Source organism: Streptomyces sp. NBC_00536, assembly GCF_036346295.1.
In the GTDB taxonomy this organism is placed as follows: domain Bacteria; phylum Actinomycetota; class Actinomycetes; order Streptomycetales; family Streptomycetaceae; genus Streptomyces.
The window spans coordinates 8,156,463-8,172,738 of the sequence record NZ_CP107819.1 but is presented as its reverse complement, the minus strand read 5'-3'; the positions used below and the strand labels follow the sequence as shown (position 1 = coordinate 8,172,738).

The window sequence follows — 16,276 nt, the reverse complement described above, 5'->3', positions numbered from 1 at the left end:
CCTAATCATCAATGTCGTCTTCACGGAGCAGGAAAGAGGCAAGCATGCCCGCGACGAAGGACAGAGCGAACAGACCCAGCCGGAACCGCGCACCCTCCCCACCGCCGCGGCCCACCCGGCCGTTCACCCTGTGGCGCGAGGTGCTGACCGCCTACGCCGCCCCCGCACTGATGGCCGGCACCGCCGGAATCCTCACCGGCCAGCGGGACCTGGCCGTGGCCGCCTGCACCTCCATAGCCGCCACCTCCGCCGTGGTGGCCTTCCTGGTCGGGACCTGGCTGCGGAACGGCGGGCGGCCCCGACGGTGGACCACCACCACGCCGCGCGTCATCCTGACCGCCGCACTCCTCGTCATCACCGTGGGCGCGGCGGCCCTGCTGGGATGGTTCACCGCCCAATGGCTGCCCGCCCACACCCCGCTCCCCGCCGCCCCATGGCTGCTGCGCCTGCGCATAGACCTGCCCGTCTCCGCCACCCTCGCCACCACCATCGTCACGCTGCGCTGGCGCAGCAGCAGCACCGCCACCACCACGACCACCACCACCACCACCACAGGAACGAGCACACGATGATCGTCGTCATGGGAGCAACCGGAGCGACCGGCAACGCCCTGCTCCACAGCCTCCAGAACCTCCGCGCACTCGACACAACCGTCCGCGCCCTGACCCGTACCCCGCACCGCCCGATCCCCGGCGTCACCGCGATTCCCGGAACCACCGCCGACGCGCACCGGCCGCCCGTCGACGTCCACTACGCCGATGCCACTGACCCCCGCTCCCTGCGCACCGCCTTCAAGGGCGCCGAGCAGCTGTTCCTCGCCATGGCCAACGGCCCTACGCAGGTCGAACTCGAAACCCGCGTCATCGACATCGCCGCCGACGCCGGCATCCGACACATCGTCAAGATCTCCGCGCCCGCCGCCGAACCCGACTCCCCGGTCGCCGTCTCCCGCGGACACCACGCAGTCGAGGAACACCTGCGCGCGAGCGGCCTCACCCACACCATCCTGCGCCCCTACGCATTCATGCAGAACCTCCTGCGCCTGGCCCCCACCGTCGCCCAGGGCGTCATCCTCGGCACGACGGGCAACGCGCCCGGCAACCACATCGACTGCCGCGACATCGGCGATGTCGCAGCCGCCGCCCTCACCACGCCCGGCATCGCAGGTGGCACCCACACCCTGACCGGACCCGAAGCCGTCTCCCACCCCGAACTCGCCGTCCGGCTCGGCACCCTGACGGGCCGACAGATCCGCTACGTCAATCTCACCCCGGACGAGCTGCGCGACCACCTCATCCGCAACGCCCACATGCCCACCTGGCTCGCCGACCACGTCACGGAGATCCAGCGGCTCACCGTCACCCGGCCCGAAACCCCCACGACCGCCGTCACCGACATCCTCGGACGCCCGGCCCGCACCCTCGATGCCTTCCTGCACGAACACCAGGCCCACTTCAGCCGATAGGACGCCGCCCCACGGGCCGCGAAGCCACCCTCGACGGACCCGACCGCGCCTCAGACGTAGTTGATCGGGCAGACCAGGCGGATCGAATGCTCGGCGGCCCGGAGGTAGAGAGCCACGTAGTACGCGGCGTCCATGTCTTCGGACCAGGCGCCGGGGTGGGAGTCGGCCGCCTCGGCTGCCGCCGGGCTGTCGAACCAGTTGCCGAGGTCGAGGTTGTCGCAGTGCCGCGGGACTTGCGGGGGCAGGGATATCCGGTCCGCGAGCCGCTGCGCCACTGTGCGCGTGCCGTGGGCACTGCGGACGGTGGTGACGTCGCCGTACGGCGTGGGAACGGGCAGCTCGAACGCGCCCTCGAAGGCGACCGGGATGAGCAAGTCCCAGCCGAGGAGCGCGTCGTGGCATTCCTGGCCGGCCGGATCCTCCCGGCACAGATCCTCGAAGGTCTGTATCGGGCGGTACACCTTCTCTTCGAACGAGGTTCCCGAGCGCGGACGGAACGCGCGTGGCGATGGCGGCGGGCAGGCCTCAAGGCCACGCCGGACCAACTCGGCAGCGAGTGCCCGCGCAGTCGGCCCGAGGATCTCTTCATCTGACCAGTCGCCGGAGTCGACACCGCACACATAGATTCCCATACGACGAAATCTACGATCCGGCACTGACATCGCCCCTGGGGCGGTGAGGCTGTGGCCGGAGGAGGCGCTCACTCCCGGCTGGGGCCGGGGCCGCCCGCATCACAGAGCGGTCACAGCACCTGCACAGTGCCTGCATAGTGCCCCCAACCCGGCGAATATGGCGCGATGCGCACACACCGCACCACCGCCCTGCTCGTGGCAGTCGCCGCACTCGTGCTCACCGCCTGCGATCCACAGAGCGCCCCCGCCTCGGACAAGCCCGCCGGTGGCCCGAGCGCAGCGTCTTCCACCCCATCCGCGAGCCGCACCCCCGCCGCCAAGAAGGCTGCGGCTCTCCCCAACCTTGTCGGCAAGGGTCTCCAGACGGCCCAGGACGAGGCGCAGGCCTCCGGGTTCTACTCCTTGAAGTCCCACGACGCGCTGGGCCGCGACCGGCTTCAAGCCCTCGACCGGAACTGGAAGGTGTGCTCGCAGACCCCCGCCGCCGCAGCGAGCATCGACACGAGCACCACCATCGACTTCGGGGCGGTCAAGCTCGAAGAGACCTGCCCCGCGACGGACGCGCCGGCTCCGAAGCCCGCCGGGAACACCATGCCGAACTTCGTTGGCCAGGGCATGAAGGCCGTCCGTAGTGCCCTGCCCGCCAATGCGAGCATCACCGTGAAGGACGCGGTGCAGAGCCGCATGGTCCTCCAGGAGTCGAACTGGAAGGTGTGCACCCAGGACCCGAAGCCGGGCGTCGCACTCACCGGCCAGCCCGTCGCCTTCGCGGTCGCCAAGACCGAAGAGACCTGCCCCTAGCTTTGAACGTCGGACGGCGCGGCTACGCTCACGATGATCAACATTGGCCAGAAGGAGCAGAGGGAGGTGTGCTCGTGGATCTCACGGGGCGCACGGTGGTGGTGACCGGGGCCGGGCGCGGGTTCGGGCGGGCGGTGGCTTTGCGGGCGGGCCGGTTGGGTGCGCGGGTGTTCGTGTCCGCGCGTTCTCTGGCTGGAGCGCAGAGCGTGGCCGATGAGGTGGTGGCCGATTCCGGGGCGGAGACCGGGGCGTTCGCCTGCGATCTGGCCGACCCGGTCTCCGTACGCGCCTTCGCGGCGGGCGTCGGCGCCCATGCCGACCGGGTGGATGTGCTGGTCAACAATGGGGCTCGTTATCTGACGGGTCCCGATCTGTGGGACGCCGATGACGACGCGATCGCCGACACCATCGCTTCCGGAGCCACCGGCACACTGCTGACGGCCAAACACTTCCTGCCGCTGCTCCGCGCTTCTGATGGTGCGGACGTGGTCAACCTGGTCTCCTCGGCCGCGGAGGCCCGGAATCACCGCTCCCCGGCGCACCCCGCGTTCTACGCGGCCAAAGCCGCCCAGGCCGGGTTCGCCGACATCCTCTCCCACCGGCTCCGCCCCGAGGGCATCCGCGTCATCTCGCTCTACCCGCCGGACTTCACGGACGGCGACCCGCTCGACCCCACCTGGGATGACACGTCCAGGACCGCAGGCGACCCGCTGACCGCCCAATCCGTCCTCGACTGCGTCCTGTTCGCGATCGGGCAGCCCCGGGACTGTTTCATCCGCTCCTTCCACTTCGAGCAGATGCGCGAGCCGGTGTAGACATCGGTCAGGCAGTTCCAACGGGTCCAGCGGGTCCACCGGGTCCACCGGGTTCGGCTGCACCTTCCCGAACGAGATCCGCGGATTCCGGGTGGCTTTGGCCGCTGCCGGTCGGGGCGGCGCCGCGCAGTGCCGCCTCGACCCGGCGGTTGCTGGTCATGGTCGCCGTGACGGCGGTCATGGTGAGGAGGAGACCGGCGGCGGCGTAGAGCGGGGTGCGGATGTCGTAGGTGGTGGCCAGCCAGCCGCCGAGGAACGCGCCGAACGGGGCGGCGCACATGGCGAGCATGCGGGAGGTGGAGGCGACCCGGCCCATGAGGTCGGCCGGGACGATCGCCTGCCGGAGGGAGGGGCCGAGCACCATCGTGGCGCCCATGCCGGCCCCGCAGACGGCGAGCGCGAGGCCTGCGACGTACGGGTTCGGGGCGACGGAAAGGCCCAGGATGGCGAGCCCTTCGACCGCGGCCGTGCAGGTCAGCGCGGTGCCGGTGCCGAGTCGCCGGCCGAGGTGGGAGGCGATGGCGGCGCCGAGCAGGCCGCCGGTGGCCTCCGCCGTGAGGAGCAGGCCGAAGCCGAAGGTGCCGATGCCGAGGCGGTCGTGCGCGAAGAGGGCGAGTACGGTCTCCACGGCGAGGAAGGCGATGTTTCCGACCGCCGGGCGCAGTGCGAGTCCGAGCAGCAACCGGTCCCGGAAGACGTACGAGGCTCCGGCCCGCGCCTGGCGCAGCAGCGATTCGCGGGCTTCCGGTACGGGCCGGGGTGCGGTGGGCAGCGACCGTACGAGGAGGGCGGAGAGCGCGAAGGACACCGCGTCGGCGAGGAGCGGTACCGCCCGCCCGAGTGCGAGCAGGGCGCTGCCCGCGGGCGGCCCGGCGAAGCCGGAGGCAGCGGTCTGGGCGCCGCGCAGGCGGGAGTTGGCGCGCTCCAGGAGTGCGGGTTCGCGGCCGAGCAGATCCGGCAGGTAGGCCGTGGCGGCGGTGTCGAAGAAGAGTCCGCCGATGCCGAGCAGGAAGGCGACGGCAGCGAGCAGTGGAATGCTCAGCAGGTCGAGCGCGGTCGCTGCCGCCGGTATCGCGAGCAGTACCGCGCGTGCCGCGTCCGCGACCCACATCGTGCGCCGGCGGTCCCAGCGGTCCACCAGCGCACCGCCGAGCACTCCGAAGAGCAGCCACGGCAGCGTTCCGGCGGCGGTGACGACGGCGAGCGCCATCGGATCCCGCGTCAAGGTCAACGCGAGGAGCGGCAGCGCGGCGTGCATCACCCCGTCACCGAGCGAGGACACCGTCTGCGCGGTCCACAGCCGTCCGAAGCCGGTCGGCAACTTCCGTACGTCCGCGGTCACTTGGCATCCCCTTCGTTCCCTTCGGCCTCTTCGGCCTGCTCGCCCTGTACCGGGTGGAACAGGGCGAACACGAGGGAGGCGTCCGGCAGCGACGGATCGGACAGCTCCCGGTACTCGTCCGCCAGCGCCTGCAGACGCGCCCCCAACTGCGCGAACTGCTCGTCGGTGAGCCGCAGATGCGCCATCCGTACGTGCCGCTCGGCGTCCACCGGCGCCGCCTCCAGGTCCGCCACCGCATGCCGCATCAGCATGTCCGGCCCTCCCTCGCCGGGATCCGGCAGCACGATCGACCGCGCGGCCATCGCGTAGTACCGCTCGGTGACCCCCCGCACCTTCCGTGTCCGCACCACCTTCACCAGGCCCGCCCGCTCCAGCAGCCGAACGTGATAGCTGGAACTCCCCTTCGCGAGGCCCACCCGCGCGGCGATCTGTGTGATCGTCGCGGGCTCGAAGCGGAGCACGGCCATGATCCGGTGGCGCGTGAGGTTGGAGACGGCGCGCAGTTGCTCGTCCGTGGTGACGTGAAACGTCTCGGGAAGATCATCGGTAGGCATGTGAGCAATGGTCAACGACTCTTGACCATTGCGCAAGGGGATTTCGCACGGACCTCCAGAGACGCCGGGCATGGGACGGCGTGGGCATTCATAGGATTTGGGAGGCTTTTTGCCCAATCAAGACGATTCAGGGCGTGTCTCAATCCCGTCGACAGGGGGCCGTCGGGGATAGCTTGGCTGGCGTCGAGATTCGTTACGCAGCAAATGCGGAGGTGTCACGATTGCGCCCCATTGAAATTGATTTTCAGGAGCCCGCTAAAGACCGACGACATATCCGCCGATTTTCTCCGTCCCTGGTCTCCCTCTTCCTCACAATGTCCCTGGCCACCATGACGAGCCAGGCCACACAGGCCCAGGCGGCCTCCCCCTACGGCGCCAAGGCCGTCGAAATCGCCGCATCGAAGCAGGGTGCGCCCTACGCCTACGGGGCTACGGGCCCCGAAATATTCGATTGCTCAGGGCTCACCCTCTACGCCTTCCGCGGGGCCGGTCGCACCCTTCCCCGCACGGCCGAGCAGCAATACGAAAGCACCCAGCGCATTTCCCGGACCCAGCGCACGCGGGGAGACCTCGTCTTCTTCCCCTCCGGGGCGACCATGGGGCACGTGGGCATCTACGCGGGCGACGACCGCATCTGGCACGCCCCCCGCCCGGGCACGCGCGTCCGGCTGGAGCGGATCTGGAGCGGAGACGTGCGCTACACCCGGGCCAACTAGGACAGCGCGGCTCGATCACGCTGGGCGGCAGCCTCGGCCGCGGTGTAGGAGGAGGCGAAAGTGAACGCGCGGGGGGACGGCCCGTGCGCCCGCAGGTGCGCCAGCCGCTCCAGGGCCTCGTCGACGGTCGGCGGGCGATCGGCGGGGACCCACCAGAGCACCAGGTGGGACTCGACGTGCCGTTCGAACCATGCGCGGCGCCCCTGCATCGCTTCCAGGTGCCCACTGCGGTAGACGAAGTCCCACAGAGCCTGCCTGGTCTCCCAGACCGACAGGTTGACGATGACGTTCTCGCCCGCCGGGCGCATACCGGTGGCGTCGGCCGCACCCTCCTCCATGAGACGCCACACGAAGCCGGGCGCGCTGTCGGCCTGGCTGTTGACCGGGTCGAGCAACTCGACGAACGGTGCGGTGCGCGGGTCGTCGAGGGGGAAACGGAGTGTGGCCACGTTGAGTTGGGCGAGGTGGACGGGCTGGGCGGGATGCGCGGATGCGGTCATGGCCTCATCCCAGCACGGCCTCCTTTTCTATGTCAATGTTCATTGTTAATAGAAGGTTCGGGCAGAGGATCCAGGCAGAAGGTCGGGCAGAGGGTTCAGGTGGATGGTTCGAGCACCACACAGCACTCCCCCGGCCGGGCGTCCATGCGCGCGCGCACCGGACCGTCCGTGCCGAGCAGTCCCTCCAGCAGGGCGAGGTTCATTCCGCAGACGAGGGGCGGGAACCGTTCGGCAACGGCGTGGAAGGGGCAGTTGCGCATCCGTACGACGGGGCCGGTCCCCGCACCCTCCGCGCTTTCCGCGCTTTCCGCGCCCTCCACGTGGGGCTCGTAACCGCGGGAGGCCAGCACCTCCATGGCCTCTTCGAGTCCGGCGCAGGGCGCGGCCGTACCGCGCAGGGCTTCGCCCCGACGGCGCGCGGCCGCACACAGCCCGGCGTCGAGCCCGGCCTCCTCCGCCGCCTCGGCGAGCAGCTCGGCGGCGGTGCGGTAGTCGCGGGCGGGCAGCGACACCGACCGCTCGGTCCGGGCCCGCGTGTACACCTTGGCGGGACGCCCCGCCCCCGGCCCGGTCCGGCCCGTCAGGCGGCGAGAGCCGCTGTCGAGGAGCCCGGCCTCGGTCAGTCTGTCCAGATGGTGCGCGGCGAGCGTGCGCGCCACCCCCGCGGCCTCGGCGGCCTCGTTGCGGCCGACTTCCCGGCCCTGCGCGGCCACGTACTCGTACAGGCGGCGGCGTACCGGGTCCTGCAACGCCGCGATCGCTTCGATGTCCTCCATCCCGCCATTCTAGATTCTAGAAACAACACAGATTGGAGATAGAACGTCCGGACGTGGCGCCCTCACACTCCACCCTCACACTCCACCCCCGCACTCCACCCCCGCACTCCACCCTCGTTTCCACCCCTGGGTCCAGGTGTGGCGAGCCGTTCCGCAGCAGTCTTGAGGGCATGACAACGACCGAGTGGATCACCGACATCGCCCTCCTCCTGATCGTCTTCCGGCAGCTCCGGGAAGGACGGCTCGACCTCAAGTCCTTCCTGATCCCGCTGGGGATCGTGGCCTTCGTGGCCAACTCGTACCTGGACACCATCCCCACCGCGGGCAATGACCTGGTGCTGATCGCGGCCCTGGTGGGCGTCGGTGCCGTGCTCGGCATCGCGGGTGGCGTCTACACCCGGATCCGGGCCGTCGGCGAGCACGTCCTGATCAAGGCCGGTGTGGTGTCGGCGGTCCTGTGGGTGGTGGGCATGGGAGCGCGGATGGGCTTCCAGCTGTGGGTCGAGCACGGCGGCGCCGCCGATGTCGCCCGGTTCAGCGCCACCCACCAGATCACCAGCGACAAGGCCTGGGTGGCGGCGTTCGTCCTGATGGCCCTCACCGAGGTGGTCACGCGGCTGGCGACGATCTTCATCCGGAGCCGGAGCCGCGCGGTGGCCCGCCCCGTGCCCGTCTTCGACCGCACGGCCTGACCGTGCAGTACGTTCTGCGCATGCCCACACCCGAGAGCGCTCCGCCCCCAGGGAAAGCACCGTCCCCGGGGGCGGTCCCGCGCCCGGTTCCCGGACAGGACCCGCGGGTACGGTGGGCGCTGACGCTGGCGGTCATCGTCGCCGGCATCGTGACCATCCGGCCCATGGACTTCACCGGCCGGGGCCTGGCCGTAGCCGCTCTCTTCGCGGTCTGCACGGCCGCGCTGCTGGCCCGGGGCCTGCCAGAGAACGCCGTGACCCAGCGGTTCGCCCCCGCGTGGCTGACCGTCGGTGTCATCGCGACGGCCGCTCTGATCGCCGTCAGCAGCAGCGGAACGGGTTACCTCTTCGGCTTCTTCCTCGCCGGTCACATCGGATACCGGCTGGAGACCAGGTGGGCGCTGGCCCTCGCGGGGCTCTGCAGCCTGCTCTGCGCAGGCGTCATCTACTTCCACCTCGGGCCGGGGCACCAGCAGTTGCCGTGGACACTCGGCCTCTCCACCGGCACTCCGGTCCTGGTCGGCATCCTCAACCGCAGCCAGCGCCAAGCCGTGCGGGCGGTGATCGCGGCGGCCGAGTCGGCCGAACGCGCCGCCCTCGCCGAGGCGCGGACGGCCGTGCTGAGCGAACGCGGCCGGATCGCCCGGGACGTGCACGACGTACTGGCGCACTCGCTGGCCGGGATCAACATGCAGTTGGAACTGGCCGACGCCCTGATCGACACCGGTGACCTGGAGAAGGTCCGGGAGGCCAACGCCAAGGCCCACGCCCTGGTCAGAGAGAGCCTCAAGCAGGCGCAGTGGACCGTGCACGCGCTGCGCGAGGACGCGCTGCCGCTCGTGGAGAGCCTGACCGCGATGGTCGAATCGTCGGGCCACCACGGCGCCCTCACCCTCACCGGTACGGTCCGTGAACTCCCCACCCGAGTCACCCAGAACCTGCTGCGCATCGCCCAGGAGGCCCTGACGAACGCCGCTCGGCACGCGCCCGGCGGCGAGGTCGCCGTGGAGCTGACGTTCGCCGCCGCATCGACGACACTGAGGGTCCGTAACCGCCCCGGCACCCGCGAGGTGACCGCGGGGCCCGGCAGTGGGATGGGGCTGATCGGCATGCGCGAACGCGTCGCGCTGCTGGACGGAACCGTCACCGCGGGTCCGGTCACCGAAGGGCCGGACAGGGGCGGCTGGCAGGTGGAGGCAGTGATCCCGGGATGAGCGAACCGATCGAAACGCAGCAGAAGTTGAGGGTGGTCGTCGCCGACGATCAGGCCGCCGTCCGGGAGCCGCTCGCCGCGGTGCTCGCCCTGTCCGAGGACATCGACGTCGTCGCGGCCGCCGCGGACGGAACCGAGGTGCTGGCGGCGGTCGCCGCCGGGCCGGTGGACGTCGTACTGATGGACCTGCGGATGCCCGTCATGGACGGGATCGAGACGACCCGCCGGCTGAGCGAGCAGTACCCGCAGGTGGCGGTGGTCGTCCTCACCACCTTCGCCGACGACGACTCGATCCTGGGCGCACTGGGCGCGGGAGCCCGCGGGTACCTGACGAAGAACGCGGGTCGCCAGGACATCACCCGGGCCATCCGGGCCGCGGCCGCCGGCCAGTCGGTACTCGACCGCGAGGTACAGGACCGGCTGCTCGCCACCGCCCGGAACACGGCGACGAGGACCCCCGCGCCGGGGCCCGCCCTGCCCCAGGACCTCACCCCCCGCGAACGCGAGGTGCTCACGCTGATCGGCCAGGGGCTGCCGAACCGGGGCATCGCCGAGAAGCTCTTCATCAGCGAGGCCACCGTCAAGACCCACATCAACAACCTGTTCGCCAAAGCGGGCATCCCCGACCGGGCGGCCGCCGTCCGCCGCGCCATCGAGGCGGGCCTGGCGTGATGTGACCGGCCGGAGTCACTGAGCTTTGCTCTTCAGCGGAGAAAGCTCCGGTCAGAGCCGGAGAAGGACGGCAGCGGGGCGGCGGCGCGGAGGACCACGTCCAGCGCGAGCCCCGGATCGCAGGCATACGTTCCGCTCGCCCAGGCGGCATTGGCCTCGATGACCGCCCAGCGGCCGTCGGCGAGGCCCACGTCGACCACGATCGCCGACGGCAGGGTCGGGAACGGCAGATCCGCGGCGAAGGCGAGCGCCTCGGCCGAGGCCGGGCCCAGGCTGAGGCGACCGTCCTCGGCGTAGCGGCTCGCGGTGTGCACGGCCCCGTCCAGCAGGAACAGCCGGTGCTCCGCCGTGAACCTGACCACGTCGCTGACCAGCACCTCGGTCTGCGGATCCACCGCGTCCGGTCCCGGCAGGCGGGAGCCGTCGGCGTAGACGAGGGCAGGGATGTCCTTGTCGTTCGGCGACTTCACGAAGACGGGCCGGTGCAGCCCGTACGCCTCGCGTATCGGCATCCGCCGGACCTCCCGCCCGGTGAACTCCCGGGGCAGCCGCGCCAGCCAGTCGGACGGCGCCTCCAGCAGGCCGATCCCGAGCCCGGGCGCCACGGCGTCGGCGAAGCGCGGACCGGCGTGCAGGTGCGCGGCCCGCAGCCCCTCGGGTACGGCGAAGCCGTCCAGTTGTACGGTCGCCAGCCCGCGGGCGTGCGCGGCGTCCCGGATCCGGGCGGCGGACGCGGTGACGCGGGGAGGGAGGAGCAGGGTCATACGGGGATCCTGCCGAAGCCGTGGCCTGGCGTCACCCGGATATCGGCGACCGGGCCTGGCGATCCGTTCCGCTGGCGGCTGGCGCCTGGTGACTCAAATGGGCTGTGTGTGGCGTGATTTGGGACCTTCGGGATGTCCACCGGGCGCTTCGTTAGCATGTGTGTCGCACGCATCGATTCCGGGAGAAGCGAGGGCGCACGGTGGACGGTTCCATGGTGGATGCGGTGGTTGCCTCGGTGGGCGCGGCGGTTGGTGCCTACGGCTCGGCGGTGCTCACCCGGGGGGAGGACGCCGCCGCGGACGCCACGGTGCGGCTCGGGCAGCGCCTGCTCGCACGGCTGCGGCGCGACCCGGAGTCCGGGGCACAGATCGTCGGGGCGGTCGAGAACGTCGCGGCGCACCCCGGGGACGACGACTACCTCGTACTGCTCCGCGCGAAGATCGTCAGAGTGGTCGACGGAGACCGCGCCCTGGCGGCGGAACTGGCCGGACTCCTCGCGGAGATGGGCCGGCCGGTGGTCACGGTCAGCGGCGACCGTACGGCCGAGGTGCGGGAGAACTCGGGCATCGTCTCGCTGGGCGACCACGCCAGCAACACCGTCGGGGATCGCTGAGGGTCGGCGTGGAACCGTTCGACGTGGACCCCTCCCGCGACCCGTTCGACGTGGACCCTTCCCGCGACCCCGCCCGCGACCCGTTCGGCGACGTTTCCCGTCGGCGGGCCGAGGTCGAGGTCAACCACGGGATCATCTCCCTGGGCGACGGTGCGAAGAACACGATCAACAACTACCACCACCCCCTGCCCCCGGCGGCGTCGCTGAGCTGGCCGGGCGGGCCGGGCAGGCTCTCTCCGACCGCCCTGACCCCCGGCCGGTTCGTGGGCCGGGAGCGGGAACTCCACGATCTGCACACCGCCATGCGGTCCGGCACGGGGCTGATCGCCCAGACCGTCGCGGGCCTCGGCGGAGTCGGCAAATCGGCGCTGGCCTGCCGGTACGCCCAGATGCGGCAGGACGCGTACAGCCCCGTCTGGTGGATCACCGCCGACAGTCCCGACCGGATCGAGGCGGGCCTGGCCGCGCTGGCCGTACGCATGGTGCCCGAGCTGAACAGCGCTCCCCTGCCGGACGCCGCCGCGTGGGCGCGCAGTTGGCTGGCCTGTCACGACGGGTGGCTGCTGGTCCTGGACGACGTCGCCGCACCGGCCGATGTGCAGGAGCTGATCGGTTCGCTCGGGGGCGCCGGGCGTTTCCTGATCACCAGCCGCCTCGCCGAGGGCTGGCAGGACCTGGTCGACCGGCCCGTGACGCTCGGGGCCATGCCGGCCGAGGACGCCACGGAACTGCTGCGGCGCTCCTCGGGCCGCGCGGACCTTCCCGACGCGGCCCGGCTGAGTGGGCGGCTGGGTCATCTGCCCCTCGCCGTCGCGCAGGCGGGCGCCTATCTGTCCCAGACCGGCATCAGCGTCGGCGAGTACCTGGACCTCCTGGACGACAGCAGCGCCGAAACCTTTCGCCACGCGGCTGCCGGGACACCCGAGGACCGGACGATCGCCGCCGTCTGGACCGTGACCCTGGACAGGATCGCCGCGCAGGACGCGCTCGCCCTCGAAGTGTTCAGGACCCTGGCCTGGTTCGCCCCGGACGGCATCCCGCGCGGCCTCCTGACGCCGATGGCCGATCAGGGGCCGCTCGTCCACGCCCTGGGCCTGCTCCGCGCGTACCGGATGGCCAATGCCGTCGGCGGTTCGCTGTCGGTGCACCGGCTCGTGCAGGAGGTGTTCCGCACACCCGACGCGGCGATCCGGCACCGCGACGACGAGGCCGTCGCCCGGGCGCGCGTGCGGGCGGTGGACCTCCTCCACCGGGCCCGCCCCCCGCTCGACGCCGGGCTGGAGGCCTGGCAGCGGTTCCTGCCGCACGCCGACGCCCTGGTCGCGTACACGACCCCGGCGCAGGACGACCCCGCGACGACCGGCGTCTTCGAGGCGGCCGCGGCCTTCCTCGGCAGCCAGAACCTGCAGCACCGGGCGATCCGGTACTGCGTCCGGATCGCCGACTTCCACGAGCGGACGCAGGGGACGCAGGGGACGCAGGGGGCACACGGGATGCAGGAGATGCCGGGGGCGCAAGGGACACCGGGGGCGCAGGGGACGTACGCTCCCGCTGCCCTGCGCGCCCTCAACGCCCGCGCCAACCTGGCCGCCGCGTACCTCGCGGCCGGGGACCGGGCCCGGGGCCGTGATCTGCTCATGGCGAACCTGTCCGACCAGCAGCGGATCCTGGGCCCCGACCACCGCCTGACCCTGACGTCCCGGGCCCACCTGGCCTCCTTCACCTACGACGACGGTGACCGGGACCTCGGTATCGAGCTGATGGAGGCGAACCTCGCCCACCGGGAACGGGCGCTGGGGCCGGACCATCCCGACACGCTGGTCGCCCGCGGCAATCTCGCCATCGCCCATCACGAACGCGGCACCATGGGCCGGGCGGTCGGTCTGTTCGAAGCCCAGCTCGCCGACTGTGCCAGGATCCTGGGCCCGGACCAGTTCGACACCCTGCGCGCCCGCTACCACCTCGCCAGTGCCCACCACGCCGCCGGGGACGCGACGGAATCCGCCCGGCAGCTCGGGGCGCTCCGCGCCGACTGCGAGCGGGTCCTGGGGGCGAGCCACCCCGTGACCGCAGCCGTACGCTCGGACGTCGCCGCCGTCGAAGCGGAACTCACCCAGCGGCCGCGCGACGACATCGAACAGCTACGGGCGGAACTCGTCGCATGCGAACGGGAGCACGGACCGGAGCACCGGCAGACCGTGTCCGTCCGCGCCGTGCTCGGGAGTGCCTATTTCCGGGCCGGAGACCTCCGGTCGGCCATCGAGGTGCTGGAAGCCGCTCTGGGGTACGCCCTGTGGGTGCTGGGCCCGGACCATCCGGCCACTCTTAACATCCGTCACCAGCTCGGCGACGCCTACTACGCGGCCGGCCGGTACGCGCTGGGAACCGAGATGGTCCGGGAGGCGCTGGCCGACTGCGAACGGGTGCTGGGCCCGGACCAGTGGGAGACCACGAACGTCAGGGCCACCCTCGTCTACATGGCCGCGTCCTCCCTGCTCAACCTCATCCCCGGGGCCCGGGCGGCGAGGCGCCTGCTGAAGCGGATGCGCCGCCGCAGCCTGCCCGACGGGCACCAGGGGTGGATCCGTAGCGCCCCCGACCCCGAGCGGATCCGCGCGGCGGCGGCCGAGGGCCTGCGGCGGTGCCAGACGGGCGAACTACGCGCGGCGGAAGGATACTTGCGCGTTGCCGCCGACGGCGGGAACAGCTCGGCGATGGCCAATCTGGGCATGGTGCTGGCCCGGACCGGCCGCCCCGCCGGAGCCGAGTTCTGGCTGCTGCGCGCGGTGGAGGCCGGCGAAGAGACCGCGAGCGGCCCGCTCGGGGGCCTGCTGGTCGAGACGGGACGGTTCAAGGAGGCACAACCCTGGCTCAGGCGCGCCGCGGCGACCGGCTCGGTCGACTCGATGATGGACCTCGGGCACATCCTCATCCGCACCCGCCGCGGGCGGCGCGAGGCCGAGCTGTGGTACCGGCGGGCGGCGGCCGCGGGTGACCCGGAGGCCGCCCGCTTCCTGGAACAGTGGGCGACCCTGCACCCCCAACGACGGCCGGGGCCCGGCTGAACCGTGTCGGGGGGGCGTGCCCCGCTCGCCCGCGCCGTGTGACAGCGGTTCAGCCGCGCAATGCCTTGCGGAGGAACTCGCCGAACTCGGCGGGGTGCGTGGTCAGGCCGGTGTGCCCGCCGGGGAAGTGCCGGAGTTCGATGCCGAGACGCTCGGCCAGGAAGGCGGCCGGACGGTAGGGCAGCTCGCCGCGTGAGTCCTGGCCGCAGGCGAGCACGAGCCGGTCCGCCAGTGCCTCCAGCCGGTTCACGTCCGGGACGTAGGACATGAAGCTCGGCACGATGCGCCCGACGAAGTAGGGCAGGTTGGCCATCGTCTGCCGGGCCCGCGCCGCTGCCTGCGGTGGAAGCGTGAAGCCGGCCTTTGCCTCCATCCCGGCCTTCGGCTGGCTCTCAGTCTCCGGCTCGCTCGCGGCCATCGGCTCCGAGGTGTCGCCGTCCTTCTTGAGACCGGCCGCGAACACAGCCATCGCCGGCATGAGCCCCTCCGCACGGAAGGTCGCCTGTACGCGCGCCAGGAGCGCGCGGTGTGCGGGGGCGTCCGGCAGGACCTCCACCACCGGCGGCTCGTGTGCCACGAGGCGTTCGATGCGTCCGGGATGGGCGGTGAGCAGGTGCAGGGCGGCGATCGCGCCCGAGCTGGAGCCGAACACCCGGGCGGGCTCATCGGGCGACAGCAGTTCCAGTATCCGCAAGGCGTCGTCGGCGTGTTCGGCCACGCTCTGCTCGGCTTCGGGGTCGTCCAGCGTGCTGCGGGACATGCCGCGCGGGTCGTAGGTCACGACGGTGTATTCGGCGGCCAGGTCGTCGGCGATCGCGTCGAAGGAGGCCGCGCCGCCCGTCCCTCCGGAGATCAGGAGCAGGAGCGGGCCCCGGCCGCGTACGTCGTAGTGCAGGGTTGCGCCGTTCACGCGCAGGGTGCCGGTGGTCGGGCCGGTCATGCGAGGTCTCCTTCTCGGGACGGGGGCCAGTGCTCCAGGAGGGCGTGCAGGGCGTCGAGGGCGCGGACCCAGGACTGCTGCGGCGAACGCTCGTGCCCGAACCCGCCCGCGGCCTCCAGGGCGACGAAGCCGTGGAACGTGCTGCGCAGCAACCGGACCGCGTCGGTCAGGTCGGGCTCGGTGAGTCCGTAGCCGCGCAGCATTCCGTAGGTCAGCTCGATGGCGCGCCGCGGTCCGGGCGCCCCCGCGGCCAGTTCCGGGTCGATCGGGATCGGGGTCTGGGTCGCGGTGTAGCGGCCCGGATACGTGTGGGCGTACTCCCGCCAAGCGTTGGCGAACGCGAGCAGCGCGTCCTTGCCCGCCCGCCCGGCCGTGGCCTCCGCGATGCGGAGGGTCTTCTCGTCCGCCGCCAGCAGCGCGATCCGTCCGCGCAGATCCTGCAGGCTGCGGACGTGCGCGTAGAGGCTCGCGTCCTTCACGCCGAGTCGCCGCGCCACCTGCGACATGGTCACCTTGTCGAGCCCGACCTCGTCCGCCAGCTCGGCGCCCGCGACCGTCACCCGCTCCGCCGTCAGCCCTGCCCGTGCCATACACACTCCTCGATCCTAGGACTCCTAGTTTTAACCTAGGATCCCTAGGAATCACAAGTGGGAGGCGGATGGCGGATGGCGGATGCGCAGCTGTCCACGCGGCGATCCCATGCGATCTGCGGTGG

The 16,276-nt window shown here is 71.6% G+C and carries 18 protein-coding genes; 10 read left to right on the top strand and 8 right to left on the bottom strand.

The genetic code is table 11. The features are described from left to right. The first annotated feature begins 44 nt into the window (after window positions 1-44). Together OHS33_RS35160 and OHS33_RS35155 are read left to right on the top strand one after the other, a co-directional pair. Window positions 45-572, top strand: coding sequence for a hypothetical protein (locus OHS33_RS35160; protein ID WP_330334480.1), 528 nt, complete (start codon window positions 45-47; stop codon window positions 570-572). Between the two features lie 8 nt (window positions 573-580). Then, on the top strand, window positions 581-1,465 hold the full coding sequence (locus tag OHS33_RS35155; RefSeq protein WP_330334479.1) for an NAD(P)H-binding protein: 885 nt from the start codon (window positions 581-583) through the stop codon (window positions 1,463-1,465). Between the two features lie 50 nt (window positions 1,466-1,515). On the opposite strand, the gene OHS33_RS35150 is transcribed toward OHS33_RS35155, so the two are convergent. Next, window positions 1,516-1,926: a hypothetical protein gene (locus tag OHS33_RS35150; RefSeq protein ID WP_330334478.1), complete on the bottom strand. Its 411-nt coding sequence runs from the start codon at window positions 1,924-1,926 to the stop codon at window positions 1,516-1,518. A gap of 336 nt (window positions 1,927-2,262) precedes the next feature. Here OHS33_RS35150 and OHS33_RS35145 point away from each other — a divergent pair, with 336 nt between their 5' ends. Further along, window positions 2,263-2,898, top strand: a complete 636-nt coding sequence (locus tag OHS33_RS35145) for a hypothetical protein (RefSeq protein ID WP_330334477.1) — start codon at window positions 2,263-2,265, stop codon at window positions 2,896-2,898. A 74-nt stretch (window positions 2,899-2,972) separates the two neighbouring features. Continuing rightward, the gene (locus OHS33_RS35140) at window positions 2,973-3,713 is read left to right on the top strand and encodes an SDR family oxidoreductase (protein WP_330334476.1); all 741 of its coding nucleotides are present in this window, start codon (window positions 2,973-2,975) and stop codon (window positions 3,711-3,713) included. 7 nt (window positions 3,714-3,720) lie between these two features. Here the strand turns inward: OHS33_RS35140 and OHS33_RS35135 are convergent, their stop codons facing one another. Together OHS33_RS35135 and OHS33_RS35130 are read right to left on the bottom strand one after the other, a co-directional pair. Next, window positions 3,721-5,055 (bottom strand): MFS transporter, encoded by a 1,335-nt coding sequence (locus OHS33_RS35135; protein ID WP_330334475.1) that lies wholly within the window; start codon window positions 5,053-5,055, stop codon window positions 3,721-3,723. Continuing rightward, window positions 5,052-5,609, bottom strand: a complete 558-nt coding sequence (locus tag OHS33_RS35130) for an ArsR/SmtB family transcription factor (RefSeq protein ID WP_330334474.1) — start codon at window positions 5,607-5,609, stop codon at window positions 5,052-5,054. The genes OHS33_RS35135 and OHS33_RS35130 overlap by 4 nt, the downstream gene beginning before the upstream one ends. Window positions 5,610-5,938: 329 nt before the next feature. On the opposite strand from OHS33_RS35130, the gene OHS33_RS35125 reads away from it, so the two are divergent. Beyond that, window positions 5,939-6,325, top strand: coding sequence for a C40 family peptidase (locus tag OHS33_RS35125; RefSeq protein ID WP_330334473.1), 387 nt, complete (start codon window positions 5,939-5,941; stop codon window positions 6,323-6,325). On the opposite strand, the gene OHS33_RS35120 is transcribed toward OHS33_RS35125, so the two are convergent. Further along, window positions 6,322-6,825 carry a DUF3291 domain-containing protein gene (locus tag OHS33_RS35120; RefSeq protein WP_330334472.1) on the bottom strand — a complete coding sequence of 168 codons (504 nt, stop codon included), beginning with the start codon at window positions 6,823-6,825 and terminating at the stop codon, window positions 6,322-6,324. The genes OHS33_RS35125 and OHS33_RS35120 overlap by 4 nt on opposite strands. Window positions 6,826-6,920: 95 nt before the next feature. Next, window positions 6,921-7,601, bottom strand: a complete 681-nt coding sequence (locus OHS33_RS35115) for a helix-turn-helix transcriptional regulator (RefSeq protein WP_330334471.1) — start codon at window positions 7,599-7,601, stop codon at window positions 6,921-6,923. A 170-nt stretch (window positions 7,602-7,771) separates the two neighbouring features. Between OHS33_RS35115 and OHS33_RS35110 the strand changes: the two genes are divergently transcribed. The 3 genes from OHS33_RS35110 to OHS33_RS35100 are packed head-to-tail and all read left to right on the top strand — an operon-like array spanning window position 7,772 to window position 10,178. Continuing rightward, window positions 7,772-8,293 (top strand): hypothetical protein, encoded by a 522-nt coding sequence (locus OHS33_RS35110; protein ID WP_330334470.1) that lies wholly within the window; start codon window positions 7,772-7,774, stop codon window positions 8,291-8,293. Between the two features lie 20 nt (window positions 8,294-8,313). Further along, entirely contained in the window at window positions 8,314-9,507 is a 1,194-nt protein-coding gene (locus OHS33_RS35105; RefSeq protein ID WP_443065388.1) for a sensor histidine kinase, read from the top strand. After that, window positions 9,504-10,178 (top strand): response regulator transcription factor, encoded by a 675-nt coding sequence (locus OHS33_RS35100; protein WP_330334468.1) that lies wholly within the window; start codon window positions 9,504-9,506, stop codon window positions 10,176-10,178. The genes OHS33_RS35105 and OHS33_RS35100 overlap by 4 nt, the downstream gene beginning before the upstream one ends. Before the next feature lie 32 nt (window positions 10,179-10,210). Here OHS33_RS35100 and OHS33_RS35095 read toward each other — a convergent pair whose 3' ends face one another. Beyond that, window positions 10,211-10,942: an ATP-grasp domain-containing protein gene (locus tag OHS33_RS35095; protein WP_330334467.1), complete on the bottom strand. Its 732-nt coding sequence runs from the start codon at window positions 10,940-10,942 to the stop codon at window positions 10,211-10,213. Window positions 10,943-11,154: 212 nt separating this feature from the next. Here OHS33_RS35095 and OHS33_RS35090 point away from each other — a divergent pair, with 212 nt between their 5' ends. Both OHS33_RS35090 and OHS33_RS35085 read left to right on the top strand, forming a co-directional pair. After that, window positions 11,155-11,556 carry a hypothetical protein gene (locus OHS33_RS35090; RefSeq protein ID WP_330334466.1) on the top strand — a complete coding sequence of 134 codons (402 nt, stop codon included), beginning with the start codon at window positions 11,155-11,157 and terminating at the stop codon, window positions 11,554-11,556. 8 nt (window positions 11,557-11,564) lie between these two features. After that, window positions 11,565-14,621, top strand: coding sequence for a tetratricopeptide repeat protein (locus OHS33_RS35085; protein ID WP_330334465.1), 3,057 nt, complete (start codon window positions 11,565-11,567; stop codon window positions 14,619-14,621). Window positions 14,622-14,670: 49 nt separating this feature from the next. Here the strand turns inward: OHS33_RS35085 and OHS33_RS35080 are convergent, their stop codons facing one another. After that, a complete protein-coding gene (locus OHS33_RS35080) occupies window positions 14,671-15,561 on the bottom strand; it encodes an alpha/beta fold hydrolase (protein WP_330334464.1) in 891 nt (296 codons plus the stop codon). Further along, on the bottom strand, window positions 15,558-16,151 hold the full coding sequence (locus tag OHS33_RS35075; protein WP_330334463.1) for a TetR/AcrR family transcriptional regulator: 594 nt from the start codon (window positions 16,149-16,151) through the stop codon (window positions 15,558-15,560). The genes OHS33_RS35080 and OHS33_RS35075 overlap by 4 nt, the downstream gene beginning before the upstream one ends. Between the last annotated feature and the right edge of the window lie 125 nt (window positions 16,152-16,276).

Coding starts and splice junctions, on each gene's coding strand:
- OHS33_RS35090 (WP_330334466.1), top strand. CDS start 11,155: ATGGTGGATGCGGTGGTTGCCTCGGTGGGCGCGGCGGTTGGTGCCTAC.
- OHS33_RS35125 (WP_330334473.1), top strand. CDS start 5,939: ATGACGAGCCAGGCCACACAGGCCCAGGCGGCCTCCCCCTACGGCGCC.
- OHS33_RS35080 (WP_330334464.1), bottom strand. CDS start 15,561: ATGACCGGCCCGACCACCGGCACCCTGCGCGTGAACGGCGCAACCCTG.
- OHS33_RS35105 (WP_443065388.1), top strand. CDS start 8,314: ATGCCCACACCCGAGAGCGCTCCGCCCCCAGGGAAAGCACCGTCCCCG.
- OHS33_RS35160 (WP_330334480.1), top strand. CDS start 45: ATGCCCGCGACGAAGGACAGAGCGAACAGACCCAGCCGGAACCGCGCA.
- OHS33_RS35155 (WP_330334479.1), top strand. CDS start 581: ATGGGAGCAACCGGAGCGACCGGCAACGCCCTGCTCCACAGCCTCCAG.
- OHS33_RS35145 (WP_330334477.1), top strand. CDS start 2,263: ATGCGCACACACCGCACCACCGCCCTGCTCGTGGCAGTCGCCGCACTC.
- OHS33_RS35095 (WP_330334467.1), bottom strand. CDS start 10,942: ATGACCCTGCTCCTCCCTCCCCGCGTCACCGCGTCCGCCGCCCGGATC.
- OHS33_RS35100 (WP_330334468.1), top strand. CDS start 9,504: ATGAGCGAACCGATCGAAACGCAGCAGAAGTTGAGGGTGGTCGTCGCC.
- OHS33_RS35075 (WP_330334463.1), bottom strand. CDS start 16,151: ATGGCACGGGCAGGGCTGACGGCGGAGCGGGTGACGGTCGCGGGCGCC.
- OHS33_RS35130 (WP_330334474.1), bottom strand. CDS start 5,609: ATGCCTACCGATGATCTTCCCGAGACGTTTCACGTCACCACGGACGAG.
- OHS33_RS35120 (WP_330334472.1), bottom strand. CDS start 6,825: ATGACCGCATCCGCGCATCCCGCCCAGCCCGTCCACCTCGCCCAACTC.
- OHS33_RS35110 (WP_330334470.1), top strand. CDS start 7,772: ATGACAACGACCGAGTGGATCACCGACATCGCCCTCCTCCTGATCGTC.
- OHS33_RS35115 (WP_330334471.1), bottom strand. CDS start 7,601: ATGGAGGACATCGAAGCGATCGCGGCGTTGCAGGACCCGGTACGCCGC.